Annotated in this window: 18 protein-coding genes; 5 read left to right on the forward strand and 13 right to left on the reverse strand. The window is 55.6% G+C overall.

Going from position 1 to position 21,427, the window contains the following annotated elements:
* Positions 1 to 166: 166 nt before the first annotated feature.
* From lolE to lolC, 3 genes are read right to left on the reverse strand one after another with little or no spacing between them, the layout of a single operon-like run.
* Positions 167 to 1,411 (reverse strand): lipoprotein-releasing ABC transporter permease subunit LolE, encoded by a 1,245-nt coding sequence (gene lolE, locus ABIE02_RS02585; RefSeq protein ID WP_032617577.1) that lies wholly within the window; start codon positions 1,409 to 1,411, stop codon positions 167 to 169.
* Complete coding sequence (gene lolD, locus ABIE02_RS02590; protein WP_032617576.1) at positions 1,411 to 2,112, reverse strand: lipoprotein-releasing ABC transporter ATP-binding protein LolD; 702 nt, start codon at positions 2,110 to 2,112, stop codon at positions 1,411 to 1,413. The genes lolE and lolD overlap by 1 nt, the downstream gene beginning before the upstream one ends.
* Positions 2,105 to 3,304: a lipoprotein-releasing ABC transporter permease subunit LolC gene (lolC, locus tag ABIE02_RS02595; protein WP_032617575.1), complete on the reverse strand. Its 1,200-nt coding sequence runs from the start codon at positions 3,302 to 3,304 to the stop codon at positions 2,105 to 2,107. Before lolC ends, lolD begins: the two co-directional genes overlap by 8 nt.
* 270 nt (positions 3,305 to 3,574) lie before the next feature.
* Here lolC and ABIE02_RS02600 point away from each other — a divergent pair, with 270 nt between their 5' ends.
* The 3 genes from ABIE02_RS02600 to ldtC all read left to right on the forward strand — a co-directional run bounded on the left by ABIE02_RS02600 (position 3,575) and on the right by ldtC (position 9,324).
* Positions 3,575 to 4,648: an acyltransferase family protein gene (locus tag ABIE02_RS02600; RefSeq protein ID WP_059308261.1), complete on the forward strand. Its 1,074-nt coding sequence runs from the start codon at positions 3,575 to 3,577 to the stop codon at positions 4,646 to 4,648.
* 119 nt (positions 4,649 to 4,767) lie between these two features.
* Positions 4,768 to 8,214, forward strand: coding sequence for a transcription-repair coupling factor (gene mfd, locus ABIE02_RS02605; protein WP_059308262.1), 3,447 nt, complete (start codon positions 4,768 to 4,770; stop codon positions 8,212 to 8,214).
* A 156-nt stretch (positions 8,215 to 8,370) separates the two neighbouring features.
* Positions 8,371 to 9,324 (forward strand): L,D-transpeptidase LdtC, encoded by a 954-nt coding sequence (ldtC, locus tag ABIE02_RS02610; RefSeq protein WP_032617572.1) that lies wholly within the window; start codon positions 8,371 to 8,373, stop codon positions 9,322 to 9,324.
* A 79-nt stretch (positions 9,325 to 9,403) separates the two neighbouring features.
* On the opposite strand, the gene bhsA is transcribed toward ldtC, so the two are convergent.
* Positions 9,404 to 9,661 carry a multiple stress resistance protein BhsA gene (gene bhsA / locus ABIE02_RS02615; protein WP_032617571.1) on the reverse strand — a complete coding sequence of 86 codons (258 nt, stop codon included), beginning with the start codon at positions 9,659 to 9,661 and terminating at the stop codon, positions 9,404 to 9,406.
* A gap of 240 nt (positions 9,662 to 9,901) precedes the next feature.
* Here bhsA and ABIE02_RS02620 point away from each other — a divergent pair, with 240 nt between their 5' ends.
* On the forward strand, positions 9,902 to 10,537 hold the full coding sequence (locus ABIE02_RS02620; protein ID WP_032617570.1) for a TetR/AcrR family transcriptional regulator: 636 nt from the start codon (positions 9,902 to 9,904) through the stop codon (positions 10,535 to 10,537).
* A gap of 483 nt (positions 10,538 to 11,020) precedes the next feature.
* Here ABIE02_RS02620 and ABIE02_RS02625 read toward each other — a convergent pair whose 3' ends face one another.
* The 8 genes from ABIE02_RS02625 to hinT all read right to left on the reverse strand — a co-directional run bounded on the left by ABIE02_RS02625 (position 11,021) and on the right by hinT (position 17,111).
* Complete coding sequence (locus ABIE02_RS02625; protein WP_032617569.1) at positions 11,021 to 11,560, reverse strand: glycine zipper 2TM domain-containing protein; 540 nt, start codon at positions 11,558 to 11,560, stop codon at positions 11,021 to 11,023.
* A 197-nt stretch (positions 11,561 to 11,757) separates the two neighbouring features.
* A complete protein-coding gene (locus ABIE02_RS02630; RefSeq protein WP_059308263.1) occupies positions 11,758 to 13,062 on the reverse strand; it encodes an NAD(P)/FAD-dependent oxidoreductase in 1,305 nt (434 codons plus the stop codon).
* A 233-nt stretch (positions 13,063 to 13,295) separates the two neighbouring features.
* Entirely contained in the window at positions 13,296 to 13,838 is a 543-nt protein-coding gene (gene ycfP, locus ABIE02_RS02635) for an alpha/beta hydrolase YcfP (RefSeq protein WP_032617568.1), read from the reverse strand.
* A gap of 34 nt (positions 13,839 to 13,872) precedes the next feature.
* Positions 13,873 to 14,898, reverse strand: coding sequence for a beta-N-acetylhexosaminidase (gene nagZ, locus ABIE02_RS02640; protein WP_032617566.1), 1,026 nt, complete (start codon positions 14,896 to 14,898; stop codon positions 13,873 to 13,875).
* 11 nt (positions 14,899 to 14,909) lie between these two features.
* Positions 14,910 to 15,734, reverse strand: a complete 825-nt coding sequence (gene thiK / locus ABIE02_RS02645) for a thiamine kinase (protein WP_032617565.1) — start codon at positions 15,732 to 15,734, stop codon at positions 14,910 to 14,912.
* On the reverse strand, positions 15,715 to 16,365 hold the full coding sequence (gene lpoB, locus ABIE02_RS02650; protein ID WP_032617564.1) for a penicillin-binding protein activator LpoB: 651 nt from the start codon (positions 16,363 to 16,365) through the stop codon (positions 15,715 to 15,717). The genes thiK and lpoB overlap by 20 nt, the downstream gene beginning before the upstream one ends.
* Before the next feature lie 10 nt (positions 16,366 to 16,375).
* Entirely contained in the window at positions 16,376 to 16,750 is a 375-nt protein-coding gene (locus ABIE02_RS02655; protein WP_032617563.1) for a YcfL family protein, read from the reverse strand.
* A gap of 1 nt (position 16,751) precedes the next feature.
* Positions 16,752 to 17,111, reverse strand: coding sequence for a purine nucleoside phosphoramidase (gene hinT / locus ABIE02_RS02660; RefSeq protein ID WP_032617562.1), 360 nt, complete (start codon positions 17,109 to 17,111; stop codon positions 16,752 to 16,754).
* Between the two features lie 354 nt (positions 17,112 to 17,465).
* Here hinT and fhuE point away from each other — a divergent pair, with 354 nt between their 5' ends.
* Positions 17,466 to 19,652 (forward strand): ferric-rhodotorulic acid/ferric-coprogen receptor FhuE, encoded by a 2,187-nt coding sequence (gene fhuE / locus ABIE02_RS02665; protein WP_059308264.1) that lies wholly within the window; start codon positions 17,466 to 17,468, stop codon positions 19,650 to 19,652.
* Between the two features lie 187 nt (positions 19,653 to 19,839).
* On the opposite strand, the gene ptsG is transcribed toward fhuE, so the two are convergent.
* Positions 19,840 to 21,273, reverse strand: coding sequence for a PTS glucose transporter subunit IIBC (gene ptsG, locus ABIE02_RS02670; RefSeq protein WP_032617560.1), 1,434 nt, complete (start codon positions 21,271 to 21,273; stop codon positions 19,840 to 19,842).
* Between the last annotated feature and the right edge of the window lie 154 nt (positions 21,274 to 21,427).

A 21,427-nucleotide genomic window follows, 5' to 3' on the forward strand; every position in this document is an offset into this window, starting at 1 on the left:
CTTTCTGATCTGGCGGCTATACACCTTATCCTTCAGGCTGCTTCTGCGTTGGCGGCGTCTGTTTACCCCAGCCACTTACCGGTGTAAGCGTCCGGGGCTTCACAGACTTGCCATCCTGATGCACCCCGAATGATGCGTGTCTAAGACGACCAGTCATGACGTAAAATTACTGGCCACTTAATACCCTCGCCGGATCGATCTTGCTTGCGCGACGCGCCGGATACCAGCTCGCCAACAGACTCAGCAACAGGGCCGTGACCAGTACATAAACGACGTCCAGCCAGTGTAATTCTGATGGCAGGAAGTCAATAAAATAGATGTCGCCAGACAGGAACTGATGGCCGATAAGGGCCTCAATGCCGTTGATGATTGGCGTCAGCTGGAGCGAAACCACCACGCCGATCACCACGCCGCACAGGCTGCCGAACAGCCCCGCCAGCAGACCATACCAGACGAAAATGGCACGAATAAGACCGTCTTTCGCCCCGAGGGTACGCAGCACCGCGATGTCGCCGCTTTTGTCTTTTACCGCCATCACCAGGGTAGAGACGATGTTGAAGCAGGCCACGCCGATTACCAGCACCATCGCCAGGTACATGATGGCGCGGATCATCTGGATATCACGATACATATAACCGTAAGTGCCGATCCAGCTCTTGATGTAGACATAGCTATTGGTCACTTCCCCGGCGTCGCGCACCAGCTTGTTGGCGTTAAAGACGTCGTTAACCTTCAGCGCGATACCGGTGACGCTGCTGCCCATGTCCAGATACTGGCGCGCGTCTTCCAGCGGCACCATGGCAAAGCTGTGATCCAGCTGGCCGCTCAGTTGCAGAATACCGGTGACGTGCAGGCGTACGCGTTTCGGCTGCTGAAGCTTATGATCGGCGCTGGCGTTGGGGATCATGATCGATACCCAGTCGCCCTGCTTCACTTTCAGCGCATCGGCCACGCCTTTGCCGATAATGATCTGCTGTTCGCCCGCTTTAAAGTTCGCCCAGGCCTCTTTCTGAATAAACTGCGGCAGCGCGCTGAGTTTCTCTTCCTGACGCGGGTTGACCCCTTTAACCTGAATGGCGCGCAGGTTCGCCCCGCTCTCCACCAGCCCGGTAAAATTGATGTACGGTGCGGCAGCAGCAATACCCGGCACCTTTTCTACTTTGTTTAGCGCCTCTTCCCAGTTATTCCAGGGCTGATTCACCGGCTCAATTTCACCGTGTGGAACGACCGCCAGAATACGGTTATTCAGCTCGCGCTCGAAGCCGTTCATGGCGCTGAGACCGACGATCAGCACCGCCACCCCCAGTGCAATGCCGATGGTGGAGATAACGGAGATCAGCGACACCATGCCGCCGCGACGACGGCCCCGGCTAAAACGCAGGCCGATGAGTAACGATAACGGGGAAGCCATCAATCCGCTCCCATCAGGGTCAGCTCAGTATTCAGGTGACCGTCACGCATCTCCAGCTGGCGGGACATCCGTTTTGCCAGTTGCAGGTCGTGGGTCACCACCAGAAATGCGGTGCCCTGCGAGGCGTTCAGCTCCCCGAGCAGCTGGAAAATGCTGTCGGCGTTGCGGGCGTCGAGGTTACCGGTCGGTTCATCCGCCAGCACCAGGCGCGGGTTGTTGACCAGCGCACGGGCAATCGCCACACGCTGACGCTCGCCGCCGGAGAGTTCTGACGGGCGATGATTGCCGCGATGGCCGAGACCTACTGCCTTCAGCATATCGCTGGCGCGGGCGTTGATTTCAGCAGGTTTCTTTTTACCGATCAGCAGCGGCATCGCCACGTTTTCCAGCGCCGTAAAGTCCGGCAGCAGGTGGTGGAACTGATAGATAAAGCCCAGCTCGCGGTTACGCAGATCGGCTTTGGCGCTCGACGACATTGAACTCAGGGGCGTACCGGAAAACACCACATCCCCGGAGGTTGGGGTATCCAGCCCGCCGAGCAGGTGCAGTAAGGTACTTTTCCCGGAGCCGGAGGTGCCGACAATCGCCATCATCTCCCCTTCCCCGACGCTGAAGCTGACATTGTGCAGGACATCCGTCTGCACCGTGCCTTCCTGATAGCGTTTGCACAGGTTGTCGCATTGCAACAGGATCTTATTCATAACGTAAAGCCTCAGCGGGTTGGGTGGCGGCAGCGCGCCATGAAGGATAAAGCGTGGAAAGTAAGGCAATGACCATCGCCACCAGGGCGATACCAACGACTTGCAGCGGCTCAATGGCCACCGGCAGTGCCGCACCATCAAGAAACGCGCCGATGATCGGCATCAGATTGTTCAGCTGGCTGGCGAGCAGCGTACCGAGTACCGCCCCCAGTAACGCGCCAACAATCCCGGCGCTGGCACCCTGCACCATAAACACGGCCATGATCTGTCGCGGCGTCAGCCCCTGGGTTTGTAAAATCGCCACTTCGCCCTGCTTCTCCATCACCATCAGGCCAAGCGAGGTAATAATGTTAAACGCAGCGACCGCCACAATCAGGCTCAGCAGCAGGCCCATCATGTTCTTTTCCATCCGCACAGCCTGGAACAGCTCGCCCTTACGTTCGCGCCAGTCCTGCCATTTGGTGCCTTCCGGCAGGGTTTGCTGGCTCAGGACATCGACTTTCAGCGGCTCGTTAAGCCACAGACGCCAGCCGGTAATATTGCCGAGCGGGTAGCGCATCAGGCGCGAGGCGTCCTGAATATTGACCAGCATCTGATAGCCGTCCACTTCGCTATTAGCAGCAAACGTGCCGATGACGTTAAACAGGCGCTGGCTTGGCAGACGCCCCATCGGGGTGAACTGGCTGGCGGAAGGGACCATCACCCGCAGCTGATCGCCGCGGTTGACGCCAAGCTGGCCGGCCAGCTGTTCGCCAAGGATCACATTGTACTGGCCGGGAGCGAGATCGCTTTGTTTAACATTAACCAGAAACGGCGTCAGGGGGTCCTTTTGCGCCGGGTCGATACCGAGCATCACCCCGACCGCCACGCTGCGCGCGCTCTGCAGCACCACATCACCGGAGGTGATCGGCGCCACCCGGCTCACGCCCTGCAGTTTTACGGCGCTTTCTGGCAGCTTTTGTGGGTCCACCGAACCGCTGCTGGATGAGAGAATGGCCTGCGGCATCAGCCCCAGAATATTATTTTGCAGCTCGCGCTCGAAGCCGTTCATGACGGACATTACCGTCACCAGCGCCATCACGCCAAGCGTAATGCCGATGGTTGAAAGCCAGGAGACAAAGCGACCGAAACGGTCCGCGGCGCGCCCACGCATATAACGTAAGCCTATGAAAAGTGCGACAGGTTGGTACATGAAATCCGTCTGTTTGCTGGTAGCAGACCCACGAGTATATAAGCGAATCCGCTAAGGGTAAATGACTGATACCCGAAGCTTTGATAATCAATTATCCGAAAAATCTGGCTAAATCAAGGCAGTAACCGCTACCTGCCCCTCCGCTTCCTCACCCTTACTTTGCAGTTTTTCTGAAAATCGTCCGCTTACAGACTCTTACCCGTTACATCCCGCCAGCGTCTGAACACACTTACCCGTTCGATGACGATGAAAAACAGGACCCGGTAAGCGATGAAACAAAAAGCACTATGGATTAACCAGATAAAGGGGTTATGCATCTGCCTGGTGGTTATTTACCACTCGGTGATCACCTTTTATCCCCACCTTGAGGCCCTGCACGCTCCGCTTTCGGTGCTGCTCGCCAAATGTTGGGTGACGTTTAATCTTTATCTCGCCCCCTTCCGTATGCCGGTGTTCTTCTTTATCTCAGGGTATCTGGTGCGGCGCTACATTGACGAGGTGGACTGGAAAACCTGCGTGGATAAACGGCTCTGGAGCATTATCTGGGTTCTGGCACTGTGGGGTGTGTTGCAGTGGCAGGCATTGACCCATCTGAATGCGTGGCTGGCACCGGATCGGGATCTCAATACCGCGTCGAACGCTGCCTATGCCGACTCGCTGAGTGGCTTTATCACCGGAATGCTCACCGCCAGCACTAGCCTGTGGTACCTCTATGCGCTGGTGGTCTATTTCACCCTCTGCAAGCTGCTGAGCCGCTGGAAGCTGCCGCTCATTGGACTGTTGGCGCTGGTCAGCATCGCGATTAATTTTCTGCCACTGCCGTGGTGGGGCATGAACAGCGTGGTGCGCAATATGATCTACTACAGCCTCGGGGCCTGGTATGGGGTGCAGCTGATGGCGTGGATGCAGGCCCGGGTATGGCGGCGTGACGCGCTGGCGGTAGCGGCGTTTGGCGTGGTCTCCGTGGTGCTGTGGTTCGTCGGGGTTCCCCTGCCGCTGTCGCTGCTGTCGATTCTGCTGATCATGGCCCTTTTCTACCGCTTTGAGCAGCGTTTTTCCGTCAGCCCTGACAACCTGCTGAACGTGGTTGGCTCGAACACCATTGCGATCTACACCACCCACCGCATTCTGATCGAAGGGGTCAGCCTGTTTATGATCCACCAGCTGAACAGCGGAACCTGGCCGGTGTGGGCGGAGTTGACGGTGGTGCTGTTGTATCCCTTTGCCAGCCTTCTGGTCTGCACCCTCGTGGGACTGGGAGCGCGTAAACTCTCCACTGCGCTAACCGGAGATTTCTTCTTTAGCCCGCCTACCCGTCTGACGCCGGTTGAGGCCACGCGCTAGCGCCCTTGCGGGGGCGTCTTCACGCTGCGTGCGGTTACGATTTGCTAATGTAAAACGATCAAGGATAATAAAGACATTGTGTATCAGTGATATGCCCACTAAGAGATCCTGACAAAGCCATGCCTGAACAATATCGTTTTTCCCTGCCCGGCAAAGCGGGCGACCAACGCCAGTTGGGTGAACTGACCGGCGCAGCCTGCGCCACGCTGGTTGCGGAAATTGCAGAGCGTCATCAGGGGCCAGTGGTGCTGGTCGCGCCGGATATGCAAAACGCCCTGCGCCTGCATGATGAGATCCGCCAGTTTACCGATCAGCTGGTTACCAGTCTTGCCGACTGGGAGACCCTGCCCTACGACAGCTTCTCGCCGCATCAGGAGATTATCTCCTCGCGCCTGTCCACGCTCTATCAGCTGCCCACGATGCAGCGCGGCGTGCTGATTGTGCCGGTCAATACCCTGATGCAGCGCGTCTGCCCGCACAGCTACTTGCACGGCCATGCGCTGGTGATGAAAAAGGGCCAGCGTCTGTCGCGGGATGCACTGCGCGTCCAGCTCGACAGCGCAGGCTATCGTCATGTGGATCAGGTGATGGAGCACGGGGAGTACGCCACCCGCGGCGCCCTGCTCGATCTCTTCCCGATGGGTAGCGCGCTGCCGTATCGCCTGGATTTCTTCGATGATGAGATCGACAGCCTGCGCCTGTTTGACGCTGACACCCAGCGTACGCTGGAGGAAGTGGAGGCCATCAACCTGCTGCCAGCGCACGAGTTCCCGACCGACAAAGCCGCCATCGAACTGTTCCGCAGCCAGTGGCGCGATAAGTTTGAGGTCAAGCGCGATGCCGAGCATATCTATCAACAGGTGAGCAAAGGCACCCTGCCGACGGGGATCGAGTACTGGCAGCCGCTGTTCTTCAGCGAGCCGCTGCCCGCCCTGTTCAGCTATTTCCCGGCCAATACGCTGGTGCTCAACACCGGCGATCTGGAAGCCAGCGCCAACCGTTTTGAGAGTGAAACCCGTGCCCGCTTTGAAAACCGCGGCGTGGACCCGATGCGCCCGCTGCTCGAGCCGGAGCTGCTGTGGCTGCGCACTGACGAACTCTTCAGCGAGCTGAAGCGCTGGCCGCGCGTGCAGCTTAAAACGGACAGCCTGCCGGACAAAGCCGCCAACACCAATCTGGCCTATCAACCACTGCCGGACCTCGCGGTGCAGGCGCAGAATAAATCCCCGCTGGATAACCTGCGCAAGTTCCTCGAAGCCTTTACCGGCCCGGTGATCTTCTCGGTTGAAAGCGAAGGGCGTCGTGAAGCGCTGGGCGAACTGCTCAGCCGCATCAAAGTGGCGCCGAAGCGCATCCTGCGTCTGGACGAAGCCAGCGGTACCGGGCGCTATCTGATGATCGGTGCTGCTGAACACGGGTTTATTGATACGCTCAATAACCTGGCGCTGATCTGCGAAAGCGATCTGCTGGGTGAGCGTGTGGCCCGCCGTCGCCAGGACAGCCGCCGCACCATCAACCCCGACACGCTGATCCGTAACCTGGCAGAGCTGCATCCTGGCCAGCCGATTGTCCATCTCGAACATGGCGTGGGCCGTTATGCGGGGATGACGACGCTGGAAGCCGGTGGCATCAAGGGCGAATACCTGATGCTGATGTACGCCAACGACGCCAAACTCTATGTCCCGGTGTCATCCCTGCACCTGATCAGCCGCTACGCAGGCGGCGCAGAAGAGAATGCCCCCCTGCATAAACTCGGCGGTGACGCCTGGGCGCGGGCGCGGCAGAAAGCGGCGGAAAAAGTTCGCGACGTGGCGGCAGAGTTGCTGGATATCTACGCCCAGCGTGCGGCGAAGTCTGGCTACGCCTTTAAACACGATAAAGAGCAGTACCAGCTGTTCTGCGACAGCTTCCCGTTTGAAACTACCCCGGATCAGGCCCAGGCAATCAATGCCGTGCTGAGCGACATGTGTCAGCCGCTGGCGATGGACCGGCTGGTGTGCGGCGACGTGGGCTTCGGGAAAACCGAAGTGGCCATGCGTGCCACCTTCCTCGCGGTAGAGAATAACAAGCAGGTGGCGGTCCTGGTGCCGACCACGCTGCTGGCGCAGCAGCACTACGATAACTTCCGCGACCGCTTTGCCAACTGGCCGGTGCGCATTGAGATGATGTCGCGTTTCCGCAGCGCTAAAGAGCAGGCACAGATCCTGGAGCAGGCCAGCGAAGGCAAAATCGATATTCTGATCGGTACCCATAAGCTGCTGCAGAGCGATGTGAAGTGGAAAGATCTGGGGCTATTGATTGTCGATGAAGAGCACCGCTTTGGTGTGCGCCATAAAGAGCGCATTAAAGCGATGCGCGCCGATGTCGATATCCTCACCCTGACGGCCACGCCGATCCCGCGCACGTTGAACATGGCGATGAGCGGGATGCGCGATCTGTCGATTATCGCCACCCCACCGGCCCGTCGTCTTGCCGTAAAAACCTTTGTGCGTGAATACGATAATCTGGTGGTACGCGAGGCGATCCTGCGTGAAGTCCTGCGCGGCGGCCAGGTCTACTATCTCTATAACGACGTGGAAAATATCCAGAAAGCGGCCGACCGGCTGGCGGAACTGGTACCGGAGGCGCGGATCGCCATCGGCCACGGGCAGATGCGCGAGCGCGAGCTGGAACGGGTGATGAACGACTTCCACCACCAGCGGTTCAACGTGCTGGTGTGTACCACCATCATTGAAACCGGGATCGACATTCCTACCGCCAATACCATCATCATTGAGCGGGCGGATCACTTTGGTCTGGCGCAGCTTCACCAGCTGCGTGGTCGTGTCGGGCGTTCGCACCATCAGGCCTATGCCTGGCTGATGACCCCGCATCCGAAGGCAATGACCACCGATGCGCAAAAACGTCTTGAAGCTATCGCCTCGCTGGAAGATCTGGGGGCTGGCTTTGCGCTGGCGACGCACGACCTCGAGATCCGCGGCGCGGGTGAACTGCTTGGTGAAGATCAGAGCGGATCGATGGAGACCATCGGGTTCCAGCTGTATATGGAGCTGCTGGAGAACGCCGTCGATGCCCTCAAGGCAGGCCGTGAGCCATCACTGGAAGATCTCACCAGCCAGCAAACAGAAGTTGAACTGCGGATGCCCGCCCTGCTGCCGGATGACTTTATCCCGGACGTTAATACCCGTCTGTCATTCTATAAACGCATTGCCAGCGCCAAAGACGAAGCGAGCCTCGACGAGATCAAGGTGGAGCTGATCGACCGCTTTGGTCTGCTGCCGGATGCGGCGCGTAACCTGTTGGATATCGCCCGGTTACGTCAGCAGGCGCAAAAACTTGGGATCCGCAAACTGGAAGGGAACGATAAAGGCGGCATGATTGAGTTTGCCGAGAAGAACCATGTCGATCCTATGTGGCTGATTAGCCTGCTGCAAAAGCAGCCTCAGCACTATCGCCTGGACGGCCCAACGCGTCTGAAATTCACCCAGGATCTGGCGGAACGGAAAACCCGCATGGAATGGGTGCGTAACTTTATGCGTCAGCTCGAAGAGAACGCCGTCGCCTGACCCACTGCCGGGCGACCCTAAGATCGCCCGGCCTGATATTTCCCCGCGCAATTTACAACTCTTTGCAATACGCCTGGATTTCCCGACACGTCCATTCGCCATAATTATCAATTAACTTTCAGATAACAATAATCTTTATTGCTATGGATTCTGGTGATGATGACAACTCCGCGTTTTACCCGTTGGATATCGTTGGTTGCGCTGCTCTCGACCCTGGCCTTTGCTCTGCCGGCCCGGGCCAATACCTGGCCCTTGCCCCCGTCAGGCAGCCGTCTCGTGGGCGAGAACCGCTTTCATGTGGTGGAAAATGACGGCGGCTCGCTGGAAGCGATTGCCAAAAAATATAATGTCGGCTTTCTGGCCCTGCTCCAGGCTAACCCTGGGGTGGACCCCTATGTTCCCCGCGCGGGCAGCGTGCTGACCATCCCATTACAGACCCTGCTCCCCGACGCGCCCCGGGAAGGGATAGTGATCAACCTGGCCGAACTGCGTCTCTATTATTACCCGCCGGGTAAAAATGAGGTCACGGTCTATCCCATTGGCATTGGCCAGCTGGGAGGCGATACCCTGACGCCAACCATGGTGACCACGGTATCGGACAAACGCGCCAACCCTACCTGGACCCCGACCGCCAATATCCGCGCCCGTTATAAAGCCCAGGGCATCGATCTGCCTGCGGTCGTGCCTGCCGGGCCGGAAAACCCGATGGGACATCATGCGATTCGCCTCGCCGCCTACGGTGGTGTCTACCTGTTGCACGGCACTAACGCCGATTTCGGGATTGGCATGCGCGTCAGCTCCGGCTGTATCCGCCTGCGTGATAATGACATCGAGACGCTGTTCCGCGTCATTCAGCCCGGCACCAAAGTGAATATCATGAATACGCCGGTTAAGGTGTCAGAAGAGCCAGGCGGCGTGCGGCTGGTGGAAGTGCATCAACCGCTCTCGAAGCAGCTGAATGACGATCCCCAGACCCTGCCGATTGTGTTGAATAGTGCCCAGCAGAGCTTCAAAGCCAGTGCAGATGAAACAGTGATGGAGCGTGCAATGGAGGCCCGCTCGGGAATGCCGGTGGATGTTACCCGCCATGCTGAGGTTCAGGCCCTGTAGCCAGATAGCCAAATAAAAAACGCTCTGCAATTGCAGAGCGTTTTTTTTCGCAGTGGCATTAATGAGGGTTAAGCCATGCTTATTTGTAGATCACCGCAGTACCGTGCAGGTTATTTGGACCGGTAACAGAGGTGATACGGAAAGATTTTGCACCCATCTCATCGGCTTTTTGCGCCAACTGGCTTTCCAGTGAACCCAGGTTAGGCCCGCCATTTGCGGCAATCGTGCCCACTTTTTGTTGATCCGCAGGGGTAGACTGAACCTGCACAGCAGCGAAGCTGGCAAAAGAGAGTGAGCTTAGTACGGCTGCGGCGATCAGTGTTTTTACGTTTTTCATAATGAGAACCTTATGCAAGTGATGGGATGTCGTAAGCATTAACTTAACGATCGATAACTAAATGATAAATGTGATCCCCATCACGGTCAAACTATTTTTATAACGATCGTTAAAATAAAATTAAAAGCGTTTAAATTCATGTTGATATGAAGATATTTATTTTATGAATTCAGCGCTGGCTGCCAGAAGGGATTATTTTTATAATGGTCATTCAACAAACCAATTGAGGTACAACGGCTCATGACAACCGATGACACGCGTTGCGCTAAGAAAAGCCGTGGCCGACCAAAAGTGTTCGACAGGGAAGCGGCGCTGGACAAGGCCATGACATTGTTCTGGCAGCATGGGTATGAAGCCACATCGCTGGCTGACCTGGTCGCAGCGACCGGGGCCAAAGCGCCTACGCTGTACGCAGAATTTACCAATAAAGAAGGACTGTTCCGCGCGGTGCTGGATCGCTATATCAGCCGATTCGCTGCCCGCCATGAAGCGCAGCTGTTTTGCGAAGAGAAGCGCGTTGAAGACGCGCTGGAAGACTACTTCACCGCAGTGGCGACCTGCTTTACCAGCAAAGACACGCCCGCAGGCTGTTTTATGATTAACACGTCAGCGACGCTGGCGGCGTCGTCAGAAGAGATTGCCCATACGGTTAAATCTCGCCATGCGATGCAGGAAGAGACGCTGTGCCGGTTTTTACAGCAACGTCAGCAGCGCGGTGAGATCCCCGCCCAGTGCGATCCGCAAAAACTGGCGCAGTATCTGAGCTGCATTCTGCAGGGAATGTCAATCAGCGCCCGGGAGGGTGCCAGCCTGGAAAAACTGCAGACTATCACGCAAACCACCTTGCGCCTGTGGCCTGAACTCCTGAAATCCTGATCAAAAAAGGGCGGTTTACCGCCCTGCTTCTGCCCCACTTTCAGACAAATCTGTTTAAAGATAGGTAAAAACTATCACCACATGTCTGCCGCTTGCTATCCTTAACGGGTGATTATTGACGTGCTAATGATTAGACGCGTGGTCATAAGGGAGATGTTCTGGCTATTCACATTCAGAAGGAGAATAAAAATGATTTTGCTATTACCATTTTTCAAGGTGTTAATGGTCATTACATTGTTATTCGGTCTCTGGGTTTTATGTGGTGGGTCAGTTTTATTTGCATTCCTTTCCGTACTGATAACAGGATTTATGTTACTGCGCCAGGATAACGAATTTGACCTGTAACCACGGTTAACCCTGCTTTATCCTTAAGAAAGACCTTATTCCTTACGCATCGCTGCGGGGGTTGAGGTCTTTTTTATGAATAAAAAAAAGCTCCCCAGCCTGAGCGAATGAGGAGCTAAACGCAGAGAACAGATTTTTTTATGCTTTGTTATTCAGTACCAGCTGCCCATCACCGTTGAGAGGGATTTGCGTGCCGGGATCTTTATCCATGCGAATTTTGCCCTGCTGATCGCCAATTTTGTACGTCACATCATAGCCGAGCATTTTTTCCGATTTGTCGTAAACGGTTTTACAACGCTGCTGCGTCGTGGTGTAAGTATCCCGCTCCTGGAGTGCTCCCTGAGCCTGGTTACCGGCATAACCGCCGCCCAGCGCACCCACAACAGTCGCGACATCTTTACCGCGCCCGCCACCAAACTGATGACCAATCACGCCGCCCGCCACTGCACCCAGTACAGATCCGGCAATCCGGTTTTCATCCTGCACCGGACGACGATGCGTTACGGTTACATTACGGCACTCCTGACGCGGTGTTTTCACCGTCTCTTTAATGGGTGTCGCCGAAACAACCTGCGCGTATTGTGGGCCACGTTCAAAGACATTAAGACTGGCAACTGCCGCCACGCCTAACGCGGCAACCACGCCAATCCCTATACCTGCCACCATGGATTTATTCATGGGACGTTCTCCTTTTCGTTGCTATTGGTAACAATTCTGCAACTAAAGAGGTGTGTCCGCAAATCAGAGAAAGGATTAAAAATGTGGGGATAAACACAAAAAAGGTCTGTTTAGGAGGACTCTTAGACCCCAGGGGCGAGATACACAGAATAATATGCTGAAAAAGCCCCTCCAGCGAGTGCGGAGGGGCATGGGTCTTAGTGCAGTTTCAGTCGCGGTCGGATCACGCGGTTGATGCTGCCAACCAGCATCATCAGTCCGGTTTTGAAGTAACCGTGCAGCGCCACCTGGTGCATACGGTACAGCGAGATATAGACGAAGCGCGCAATGCGCCCTTCTACCATCATCGAGCCGCGCATCAGGTTACCCATCAGACTACCCACTGTAGAGAAGTTTGAGAGCGACACCAGAGAACCGTGGTCTTTGTAGACGTAATTCTTCAGGGTTTTGCCTTTCGCCTGCGCCAGGATGTTATGCAGCGCCAGACTAGCCATCTGGTGAGCGGCCTGGGCGCGAGGAGGAACAAACCCGCCTTCCGGGCGTGCGCAGGAGGCGCAGTCACCAATGGCGTAAATGTCAGGGTCGCGGGTGGTTTGCAGCGTTGGCTCTACCACCAGTTGGTTGATGCGGTTTGTTTCCAGGCCGCCAATCTCTTTCATGAAATCAGGCGCCTTGATACCTGCCGCCCAGACCATCAGATCGGCTTTGATGTATTCGCCATCTTTGGTGTGCAGGCCATGCTCATCGGCACTGGTGACCATAGTCTGAGTCAGGACACGCACGCCCATCTTGGTCAGCTCGTTGTGAGCAGCGCCAGAGATACGTGGCGGCAGCGCAGGCAGAATACGCTCGCCCGCTTCCACCAGAGTCACGTTCAGGGCGTCGTTGGTTAACCCTTTGTAGCCGTAGCTGTGCAGCTGTTTCACCGCGTTATGCAGCTCCGCAGAAAGCTCAACGCCGGTAGCACCGCCGCCCACGATGGCGATATTAACCTTGCCATTTGCGCCGAGGTTATTGGAGTATTTCAGGAACAGGTTCAGCATCTCCTGATGGAAACGACGCGCCTGGTGCGGGTTGTCGAGGAAGATGCAATGCTCTTTAACGCCCGGGGTGTTGAAGTCGTTAGAGGTGCTGCCCAGCGCCATAACCAGCGTGTCATACGCCAGCTTGCGCTCCGGTACCAGCAACTCGCCCTTCTCATCACGCAGCTCTGCCAGGGTAATGGTTTTGCTTTCGCGGTTGATATCCATCACCGAACCCAGCTGGAACTGGAAACCGTGGTTGCGCGCATGTGCCAGATAGCTCAGCGCGTCAACGCCCTCATCCAGAGAACCGGTAGCAACTTCGTGCAATAGCGGTTTCCACAGGTGGCTGTGGTTACGATCGACGAGTGTTACTTTGGCCTTTTTACCGCGACCAAGCTTCTTTCCTAACTGCGTAGCCAGTTCCAGACCGCCAGCACCACCACCCACAATCACTATCTTTTTCAATGGTGTAGTCAACGTGACCCCCTAAATTATTAACCAATTGTTAACTAAAAGTTATGAAAATAACCTTTAATTAACAACAGGTTACAGCACTGAAACCATTCAACTGTCATGAGAATAACATGTTCGGTGCATTGGTCATACCAAAATTGATATGCATCAAGTTTTGCCGCTTAAAATTTACACAAGCTTAGCAAAAAGAAAACCCGGCTCACGTTACGTGGCCGGGCTTAGGCTGTAATCAGGAATTAACCTAATGTCTTGAACGCTTTGATACGTTGCAGATGGGGGGCAATATTCTTGAACTTATGCGTCTGCTCTTCATCCCAGACAATTTCGTAGTAGTGGTGCAGCAGCTCCGCGGCACGTGGGCTGTTCAGTGCCTCATCGTTGCGGGAGAGGATCACCAGACAGCGATCGCGGTTCTTTTCGCGAAAGTTGCTTACGCACTTGGTGGCAATATCGACATACTCTTCCGGCCTGTCGATCTTGCCTTCCATGTTCTCGTTCGGGAACAGGTTTGGATTGAACACCACCTGGCGAATATCGCACAAGAACCCGATGCGCTCCGCCCAGTATCCCCCGAGGCCGACGCCACAGATCAACGGGCGATCGTCAACGTTCAACTGCAACATTTTGTCCACTTCTTTCAGCAGATGCTGCATATCATGCTTCGGATGGCGTGTGCTATAGCTAATCAGCCGTACATCCGGGTCGATAAACTGCAACTGCAGGACTTTCTCGTGATTACCGGGACTGTTCGAATCAAAACCGTGCAAATAGATGATCATCGTATCCTCGCCACACTACGCTTGCCAGGAGGGGTTATTGCCCCGCTTTATGCGCTTCCCAGCGCTCATGAAGCGCCTCAAGCTGCGCATTCACCGTTTTCCAGCGTGCTGTATCCCGCAGATCCTGACGGCTAAAAGAACCTTTATGATACAATTGTGTAACACGTTCAGCCTTGATCGGCGACAGGTTATCTAACACGCTGACTGCGCCTTTACGATTATTGCAGACCAGGATCATATCGCAACCCGCGTCCAGCGATGCCTGGCCGCGTTCGGCGTAGCTGCCCATGATCGCCGCCCCTTCCATCGACAGATCGTCAGAGAAAATCACACCGTTGAAGCCCAGCTCCTGGCGCAGGACCGTTTTCAGCCAGTGCGGCGAGCCGCTGGCCGGACGCGGATCGACATCGGGGTAGATCACATGCGCGGGCATGATGGCATCGAGCTTGTTGTCGCTGATCAGCGATTTGAAAATCGACATATCCCGGGCGCGGATCTCCGCCTGCGGGCGTGGGTCACGCGGGGTCTCTTTATGGGAATCCGCCGTCACGGCGCCGTGCCCAGGGAAATGTTTGCCGGTGGTTTTCATTCCGGCCTCGTGCATCCCGTCGATAACGCGGGTGGCGATCTGTAGCGCCTTCTGCGGATCCTCGTGATACGCGCGCTCCCCGATGGCGGCACTGATATGGCCTACGTCCAGCACCGGTGCAAAGCTGATATCAATGTCCATGGCGATCATTTCGCTGGCCATCAGCCAGCCGGCCTCCTGCGCCAGTTTGCCGCCCTCTTCAAGCCCGAGTAACGCCGCAAATGACTGGGCCGCAGGCAGACGGGTAAAGCCCTCGCGAAAACGCTGCACGCGGCCGCCTTCCTGATCGACTGCCACCACCAGACGGTGATGGGAGGCCTCACGGATCTGACGCACCAACTCCCGCAGCTGCGCCGGATCGTGATAATTGCGCATAAACAGGATCAGACCACCCACCAGCGGATGCGCCAGAATCTCGCGCTCCTCCGCATCCAGTTCATAACCTTCCACATCCAACATGACCGGACCCACACGAACCTCTCTTATTCTGTTGTTTCTAACTGGCGCCAGATCTCATCGGCCAGCGTAATAAAATGTTTGTCTTGTGATTGTTGCCAGCGCAGCTCAAACCAGCCTGCCATCAGCATCAGCACCCACGGGCGCCAGCGATTCACCTGGCGTTGCAGCAGGAAGCGGTCAAGCTGCGCGATCTCACTGTACGCGGCGAGCAGCAGCTGACGCTGGGCGTCGCTCTCAGACCAGACGCTGGCCAGCTCGAGGGCAATGTCGCCGTCTCCGGCGTATTCCCAGTCCAGCAGCCGACAGCCGGTCTCTGTATGCACGATATTACCCGCATGAACATCCATATGCAGCGGCGCCAGGCGGAGCGGACGCGGCTCGCCCCGTTTTTGCAGCCGCTTATGCCATCGTAGCCATAACGGCGTGCGCCGGGACGGCGAGGCCTGCAACCAGTACTGCTCCAGCAGTGGGGCCAGGGTGATACGCCAGCCAAACCTGGGCTGTTGATGCAGATGATACAGCATTGCGGCAAGCGCAGGTGCGGCAGGTAACCCGGTTTTGATCTCGCCGGACAGATAATCGACGGCTATCCAGTCGGGGCTGTAAAACCGCGGCTGAGGAGCAATGTCGGCGGAAAGATGGCGGAGCGCATGATACTGGCGACGAAAATGAGCTGGCGTAGCCAGTGCAGCGTGATACTGGCGCAACACCAGCCGCTGTCCGGCATGCTCAATAATGCAACTCGCGCCGCTCAACCCGGTATGGGTCTGCGGCGCGATAAGACGATATTGCGGGAAAAAGCGCGACAGCAGTGTGTCGCGCGTCAGATTACTGTTGCTGAACTGCACCTTTGCCCGACCAGATAATTTCACCTGTCTGAACCAGCATCAGCTGCATTTGCAGCGCTGGTGAGTTGACGTTGCCGGTCGCGCTGGAGTAGAGCACATACTGCGCGCCTACGTTGCGGGCAATGCCGATGGCTTTACTGCGTGAGCCAAGGCTGTCCTGTGGAGAGAGGCCTAACTGCTGCTTGGCCACGGCCAGCTGCTGCGCCGACACGAGGGTAAATTTGCCGTTGTTGGCCAGGGCATTGCGCAGCGTTTCGGTGGCTTCCCCGGCATTCAGGCTTCCGTTGGTCCGGTTGTTGACGCTGTCCACCAGCAGTACGCTGCCTGCGTTGACGCCCTGCGCCTGCAACATTTTGCCGACCATTGGCTGCATCGCGCCGTTCCAGTCGTAATGACGCTCACGCGGCGCAGGCTGCGCGGGCTCTTCCTGATGTTCTATCGGGCCTGGTTGCTCAGGTACGGACGGCACAGTAGGCACGGTTGGCACAGGCTGGGTCGGTTGAACCGGCTGCTCAACACCCGGTTTCACCTCTTCCACCGGTGCGGGTGGTTGCTCAGTGCGGCTAATACAGCCTGACAGGAACAGTGCAAAAGCCGTGACAAGCGTGTAACGACTGATGTTTTTAATCAAAATTCACCCCTTAGAGATATAGATAAAGTCTGACCTTATGCGCGCCCAGGTAATTTGCGCCGCCGTAAAGTTTAACCGACGAATTCGCCGGGATCGTTACGCTACGCGGTGCTTCAAGTGGATGCATTTCCAGGCCACGGGCGTCATACCAGAAAAATCGGTAATGGACGGTAACCGCCTCATCTCTTTCATTAAATAGCACAGAGGAAGCGGATGGTTGAATTTCGCTGATCGTTAGAGAAGGCTTGTCGGCGGTGATACCTGCCGCCAGCACTGATGATTCCATTACCAGCGATTGTTCATCATTGACGGGTATCGCTGGCTGAGATTTACATCCCGCCAGCACCATCATGATGAACAGTATCGCAATCCGTCCTGCAGGCATCTTAGAGACCTTTATGCGCCAGCATCGGTCCCAGCGGGCGACCGCCGAGCAGATGCATATGAATATGATAAACTTCCTGACCACCGTGGCGGTTGCAGTTCATGATCAAACGGTATCCGTCTTCGGCCACGCCTTCCTGTTCAGCAATTTTCGCGGCTACTGTCAGCATACGGCCTAATGCCAGTTCATGCTCAGTTTTCACGTCATTTACCGTCGGAATCAGAATATTAGGAATAATGAGGATGTGCGTAGGAGCCTGCGGAGAAATATCGCGAAAAGCGGTAACCAGATCGTCCTGATAGACGATATCCGCCGGGATCTCGCGACGGATAATTTTACTGAAAATAGTTTCTTCAGCCATGAGATTTTCCTTGTTCATTTAATCTGCCGACGTGCCCGGAGATAACCCCCCGTCGCAGGCGCACTATTATGTGACACGACTCAAGAGTATGAGCGACTTTCTCCAATCCTTTCAACCTTATCCCTCGAATTCTTTCCTTATAGCGCAATTTATACGCTGTCGCCCACTGCACCCTCCCCTTAAATCTTAAAACAGAATTTCAGATACGGCTGAAACGTCTGTTTACAGGGTTAATCACAATGCGTATATTTCGCATTTGCATTTACATGCGCATTTCAAAAACCGATAACGATCTCAGTCTGTACTTACGGAACTGAGGCATAACATTCACACTTCACTCAGAAAGGTTTATTGATGTCTTTCATGAATTATACCAGGGACGGGCAGCGCCAGCCTGTCGCTAAACCTTCGCTGCTCGCAGCCTGTATTGCCTTCGCGTTGACCCCAGTGGCCACCTTCGCCGCTCCGGCCGAAGAGACCGTTATTGTTGATGGTTCAACGGCGTCGGACACCGCGGATGAAAGCCAGGACTACAGCGTAAAAACCACGACCGTAGGCACCAAAATGCAGATGGTGCAGCGTGACATTCCGCAGTCGGTCACCATCGTCAGCGAACAACGCATGGAAGATCAGCAGCTGCAAACCCTGGGCGACGTGATGGATAACACGATGGGGATCAGCAAAAGCACCACTGACTCCGATCGCAGCAACTTTTATTCCCGTGGTTTTGAAATCGACAACTATATGGTCGATGGCATCCCAACCTATTTCGAGTCACGCTGGAATCTGGGCGATTCGCAGTCAGACACGGCTCTGTTTGAGCGGGTCGAAGTGGTTCGCGGCGCTAACGGTCTGATGACCGGTACAGGCAACCCGTCTGCGGCGATCAATATGGTGCGTAAACATGCCACCAGCCGCGAATTTAAGGCCAATCTGTCGGCTGAATACGGCAGCTGGAACAAACAGCGTTACGTGATGGATATGCAAAGCCCGCTGACGGAAGACGGCAATCTGCGCAGCCGCATCGTAGCGGGTTATCAGGACAGTGATTCCTGGCTCGACAATTACAATCAGAAGCGAACCTTCTTCTCCGGGATTCTGGACGCCGACCTGGGCACCAGCACCTCGCTGTCCGCCGGCTACGAATACCAGCGTATCGACATCAATAACCAGACCTGGGGCGGTTTGCCGCGCTGGAACACCGACGGCAGCACCAAACATTACGACCGCGCGCACAGCACGTCGCCAGACTGGGCCTACAACGACAAAGAGTTCAATAAGGTCTTCTTCACCCTGAAGCAGCGCTTTGCCGATGACTGGCAGGCCACGCTGAATGCGACCCATACCGAAGCGAAGTTCGACAGTAAAGCGATGTACATCGATGCCTTTGTGAATAAGAGCACTGGCATGCTGGAAGGCCCCTATTCGAACTATGGCCCAGGCTACGATTACATTGGCGGCACCGGCTGGAACAGCGGTAAGCGTAAAGTGGATGCGGTGGATCTGTTCGCTGACGGTGGCTATGAACTGTTAGGCCGCCAGCACACCATGATGATTGGCGGCAGCTTCAGCCGTCAGACGAACCGTTACACTAACTCGTGGGCTAACGTCTACCCGGATGAGTTCGGCAGTTTCTACGACTATAACGGTTACTTCCCGGAAACCAATTGGGGATCGCAGTCGCTGGCTCAGGATGACACCACCAATATGAAATCGCTGTACGCCGCGACGCGCATTTCACTGGCCGATCCTCTGCATTTAATTCTTGGTGCCCGGTATACCAACTGGAGTGTAGACACCCTGACCTACGGCATGGAGAAAAACCACACCACGCCTTATGCGGGTCTGGTTTACGACATCAATGACAACTGGTCTGCCTACGCCAGCTATACCTCTATCTTCCAGCCGCAGAACTACCGCGACAGCTCCGGCAAATATCTTGACCCGATCACCGGTAATAACTACGAAGCGGGCCTGAAATCTGACTGGATGAACAGCCGACTGACCACCACGCTGTCCGTGTTCCGTATTGAGCAGGATAACCTGGGCCAAAGCACCGGCCGGACCATTCAGGGCTCCACCGATGTGGCTTACGAGAGCGTTGACGGTACGGTAAGTAAAGGCGTTGAGTTTGAAATCAACGGTGCGCTGACCGATAACTGGCAGATGACCTTTGGTGCAACGCGTTACGTTGCGGAAGATAATCAGGGCAAGGCGGTGAACCCGCAGCTGCCGCGCACGACCGTAAAACTGTTTACCAGCTACCGTCTGCCGGCGATGCCTGAGCTGACCGTTGGCGGCGGCGTTAACTGGCAAAACAGCGTGTATACCTATCAGGACACGCCTTATGGCACCTGGCGTGCATCTCAGGGCAGCTACGCGCTGGTGGACCTCTTCACGCGTTACCAGGTGACGAAGAACTTCTCCCTGCAGGGTAACCTGAATAACCTCTTCGATAAGACCTACGACACCAACGTTGAAGGCGAAATTGTGTATGGCGAACCGCGCAACGTGAGCCTGACCGCAAGCTATCAGTTCTGATAATATTCTGTCGTCAAAGGGAGCCTGAAGGCTCCCTTTTTTTATGCGCGCTGTTGGCCGGATGACGGCTGTGCCTTACCCACCTCAGAGCCCTGAATGTTGTGTGCTCAGGAAAGCGCAGCGCCACCAGGCAACAGGCAATAAAAAAGGCAGCCATTCGGCTGCCTTAGTCTCCCCAGGTCACAACTTAGTTGCTGCGGATGTACTCATCCATTTCGGTTTTCAGGTTATCGGATTTAGTACCGAAGATAGCCTGTACACCGGAACCTGCAACAACTACGCCTGCTGCGCCCAGTTTTTTCAGACCCGGCTGGTCAACTTTCGCGATATCAGCAACGCTCACACGCAGACGAGTGATACACGCGTCCAGGTTAGTGATGTTCTCTTTACCGCCGAACGCTGCAACCAGTGCCGGAGCCATTTCGCTGGTCGCGCCAGCTTTAACGTCGTCTGTCGCATCTTCACGACCTGGTGTTTTCAGGTCCAGTGCTTTGATCAGCACGCGGAAGATGGTGTAGTACGCCACCGCGTAGCACGCACCAACGATTGGGAACAGCCACAGTTTGCTGCTGTTACCGGACAGAACGATAAAGTCGATCAGACCGTGCGAGAAGGACGTACCGTCACGCATACCCAGCAGAATACAGATTGGGAACGCCAGGCCAGCCAGAACCGCGTGGATGATGTACAGGATCGGCGCAACGAACATGAAGGAGAACTCGATCGGCTCGGTGATACCGGTCAGGAACGAGGTCAGCGCTGCGGAGATCATGATACCGCCCACTTTTGCACGGTTCTCTGGTTTAGCAGAGTGCCAGATTGCAATCGCAGCAGCCGGCAGGCCGTACATTTTGAACAGGAAGCCGCCAGACAGTTTGCCTGCAGTTGGGTCGCCTGCCATGTAACGAGGGATGTCGCCATGGAAGACCTGACCTGCTGCGTTGGTGTATTCGCCGATCTGCATCTGGAAAGGAACGTTCCAGATGTGGTGCAGACCAAACGGTACCAGGCAACGCTCAATGAAGCCGTAGATACCGAACGCCACTACCGGGTTCTGGTATGCAGCCCACTGGGAGAAGGTCTGGATCGCGGAACCAATCGGTGGCCAGATGAAGGAGAGGATCACACCGGTGAAGATCGCCGCCAGACCAGAGATGATTGGTACGAAACGCTTGCCTGCAAAGAAGCCCAGATACTCAGGCAGCTTGATGCGATAGAAGCGGTTAAACATATATGCCGCAATCGCACCCGAAATGATACCGCCCAGAACACCCGTATCAGCCAGGTGTTTTGCCGCGATTTCTTCAGCAGGTAAATGCAGCACCAGAGGGGCTACCACAGCCATGGTCTTAACCATGATGCCGTATGCAACTACAGCAGCCAGAGCTGATACGCCGTCGTTATTGGTGAAGCCAAGCGCAACGCCGATGGCGAAGATCAGTGGCATGTTAGCAAAAACAGAACCGCCTGCTTCGGCCATCACATGAGAAACTACGGCTGGCAGCCAGCTGAAGTTTGCAGAACCGACGCCCAGCAGGATACCTGCGATAGGCAGTACGGATACTGGCAGCATCAGCGATTTACCGACCTTCTGCAGGTTAGCAAATGCATTCTTAAACATAATTGAGAGTGCTCCTGAGTATTTGTGCTTTTTTTACGTTTTCACGCATTGGCCCGGGGGGAGAACCGTGCCGTGGACAGGACATCTAAGCGCCCTTTATTTATTACACAGAGTAAAATAAATCCGCGTAGCGTTGTTTGACGGCTATCACGTT

Source organism: Leclercia sp. 1548 (genome assembly GCF_050435045.1).
Taxonomy (GTDB): Bacteria; Pseudomonadota; Gammaproteobacteria; order Enterobacterales; family Enterobacteriaceae; genus Enterobacter; species Enterobacter adecarboxylatus.

What these genes read in the sequence shown, in the direction of transcription:
- ABIE02_RS02625 (WP_032617569.1), bottom strand. Translation starts at nt 11,560, where the DNA reads ATGAATAAATCCATGGTGGCAGGTATAGGGATTGGCGTGGTTGCCGCG.
- ABIE02_RS02620 (WP_032617570.1), top strand. Translation starts at nt 9,902, where the DNA reads ATGACAACCGATGACACGCGTTGCGCTAAGAAAAGCCGTGGCCGACCA.
- ABIE02_RS02600 (WP_059308261.1), top strand. Translation starts at nt 3,575, where the DNA reads ATGAAACAAAAAGCACTATGGATTAACCAGATAAAGGGGTTATGCATC.
- lolD (WP_032617576.1), bottom strand. Translation starts at nt 2,112, where the DNA reads ATGAATAAGATCCTGTTGCAATGCGACAACCTGTGCAAACGCTATCAG.
- ycfP (WP_032617568.1), bottom strand. Translation starts at nt 13,838, where the DNA reads ATGATCATCTATTTGCACGGTTTTGATTCGAACAGTCCCGGTAATCAC.
- fhuE (WP_059308264.1), top strand. Translation starts at nt 17,466, where the DNA reads ATGTCTTTCATGAATTATACCAGGGACGGGCAGCGCCAGCCTGTCGCT.
- lolC (WP_032617575.1), bottom strand. Translation starts at nt 3,304, where the DNA reads ATGTACCAACCTGTCGCACTTTTCATAGGCTTACGTTATATGCGTGGG.
- hinT (WP_032617562.1), bottom strand. Translation starts at nt 17,111, where the DNA reads ATGGCTGAAGAAACTATTTTCAGTAAAATTATCCGTCGCGAGATCCCG.
- bhsA (WP_032617571.1), bottom strand. Translation starts at nt 9,661, where the DNA reads ATGAAAAACGTAAAAACACTGATCGCCGCAGCCGTACTAAGCTCACTC.
- mfd (WP_059308262.1), top strand. Translation starts at nt 4,768, where the DNA reads ATGCCTGAACAATATCGTTTTTCCCTGCCCGGCAAAGCGGGCGACCAA.
- ptsG (WP_032617560.1), bottom strand. Translation starts at nt 21,273, where the DNA reads ATGTTTAAGAATGCATTTGCTAACCTGCAGAAGGTCGGTAAATCGCTG.
- lolE (WP_032617577.1), bottom strand. Translation starts at nt 1,411, where the DNA reads ATGGCTTCCCCGTTATCGTTACTCATCGGCCTGCGTTTTAGCCGGGGC.
- ABIE02_RS02655 (WP_032617563.1), bottom strand. Translation starts at nt 16,750, where the DNA reads ATGCCTGCAGGACGGATTGCGATACTGTTCATCATGATGGTGCTGGCG.
- ldtC (WP_032617572.1), top strand. Translation starts at nt 8,371, where the DNA reads ATGATGACAACTCCGCGTTTTACCCGTTGGATATCGTTGGTTGCGCTG.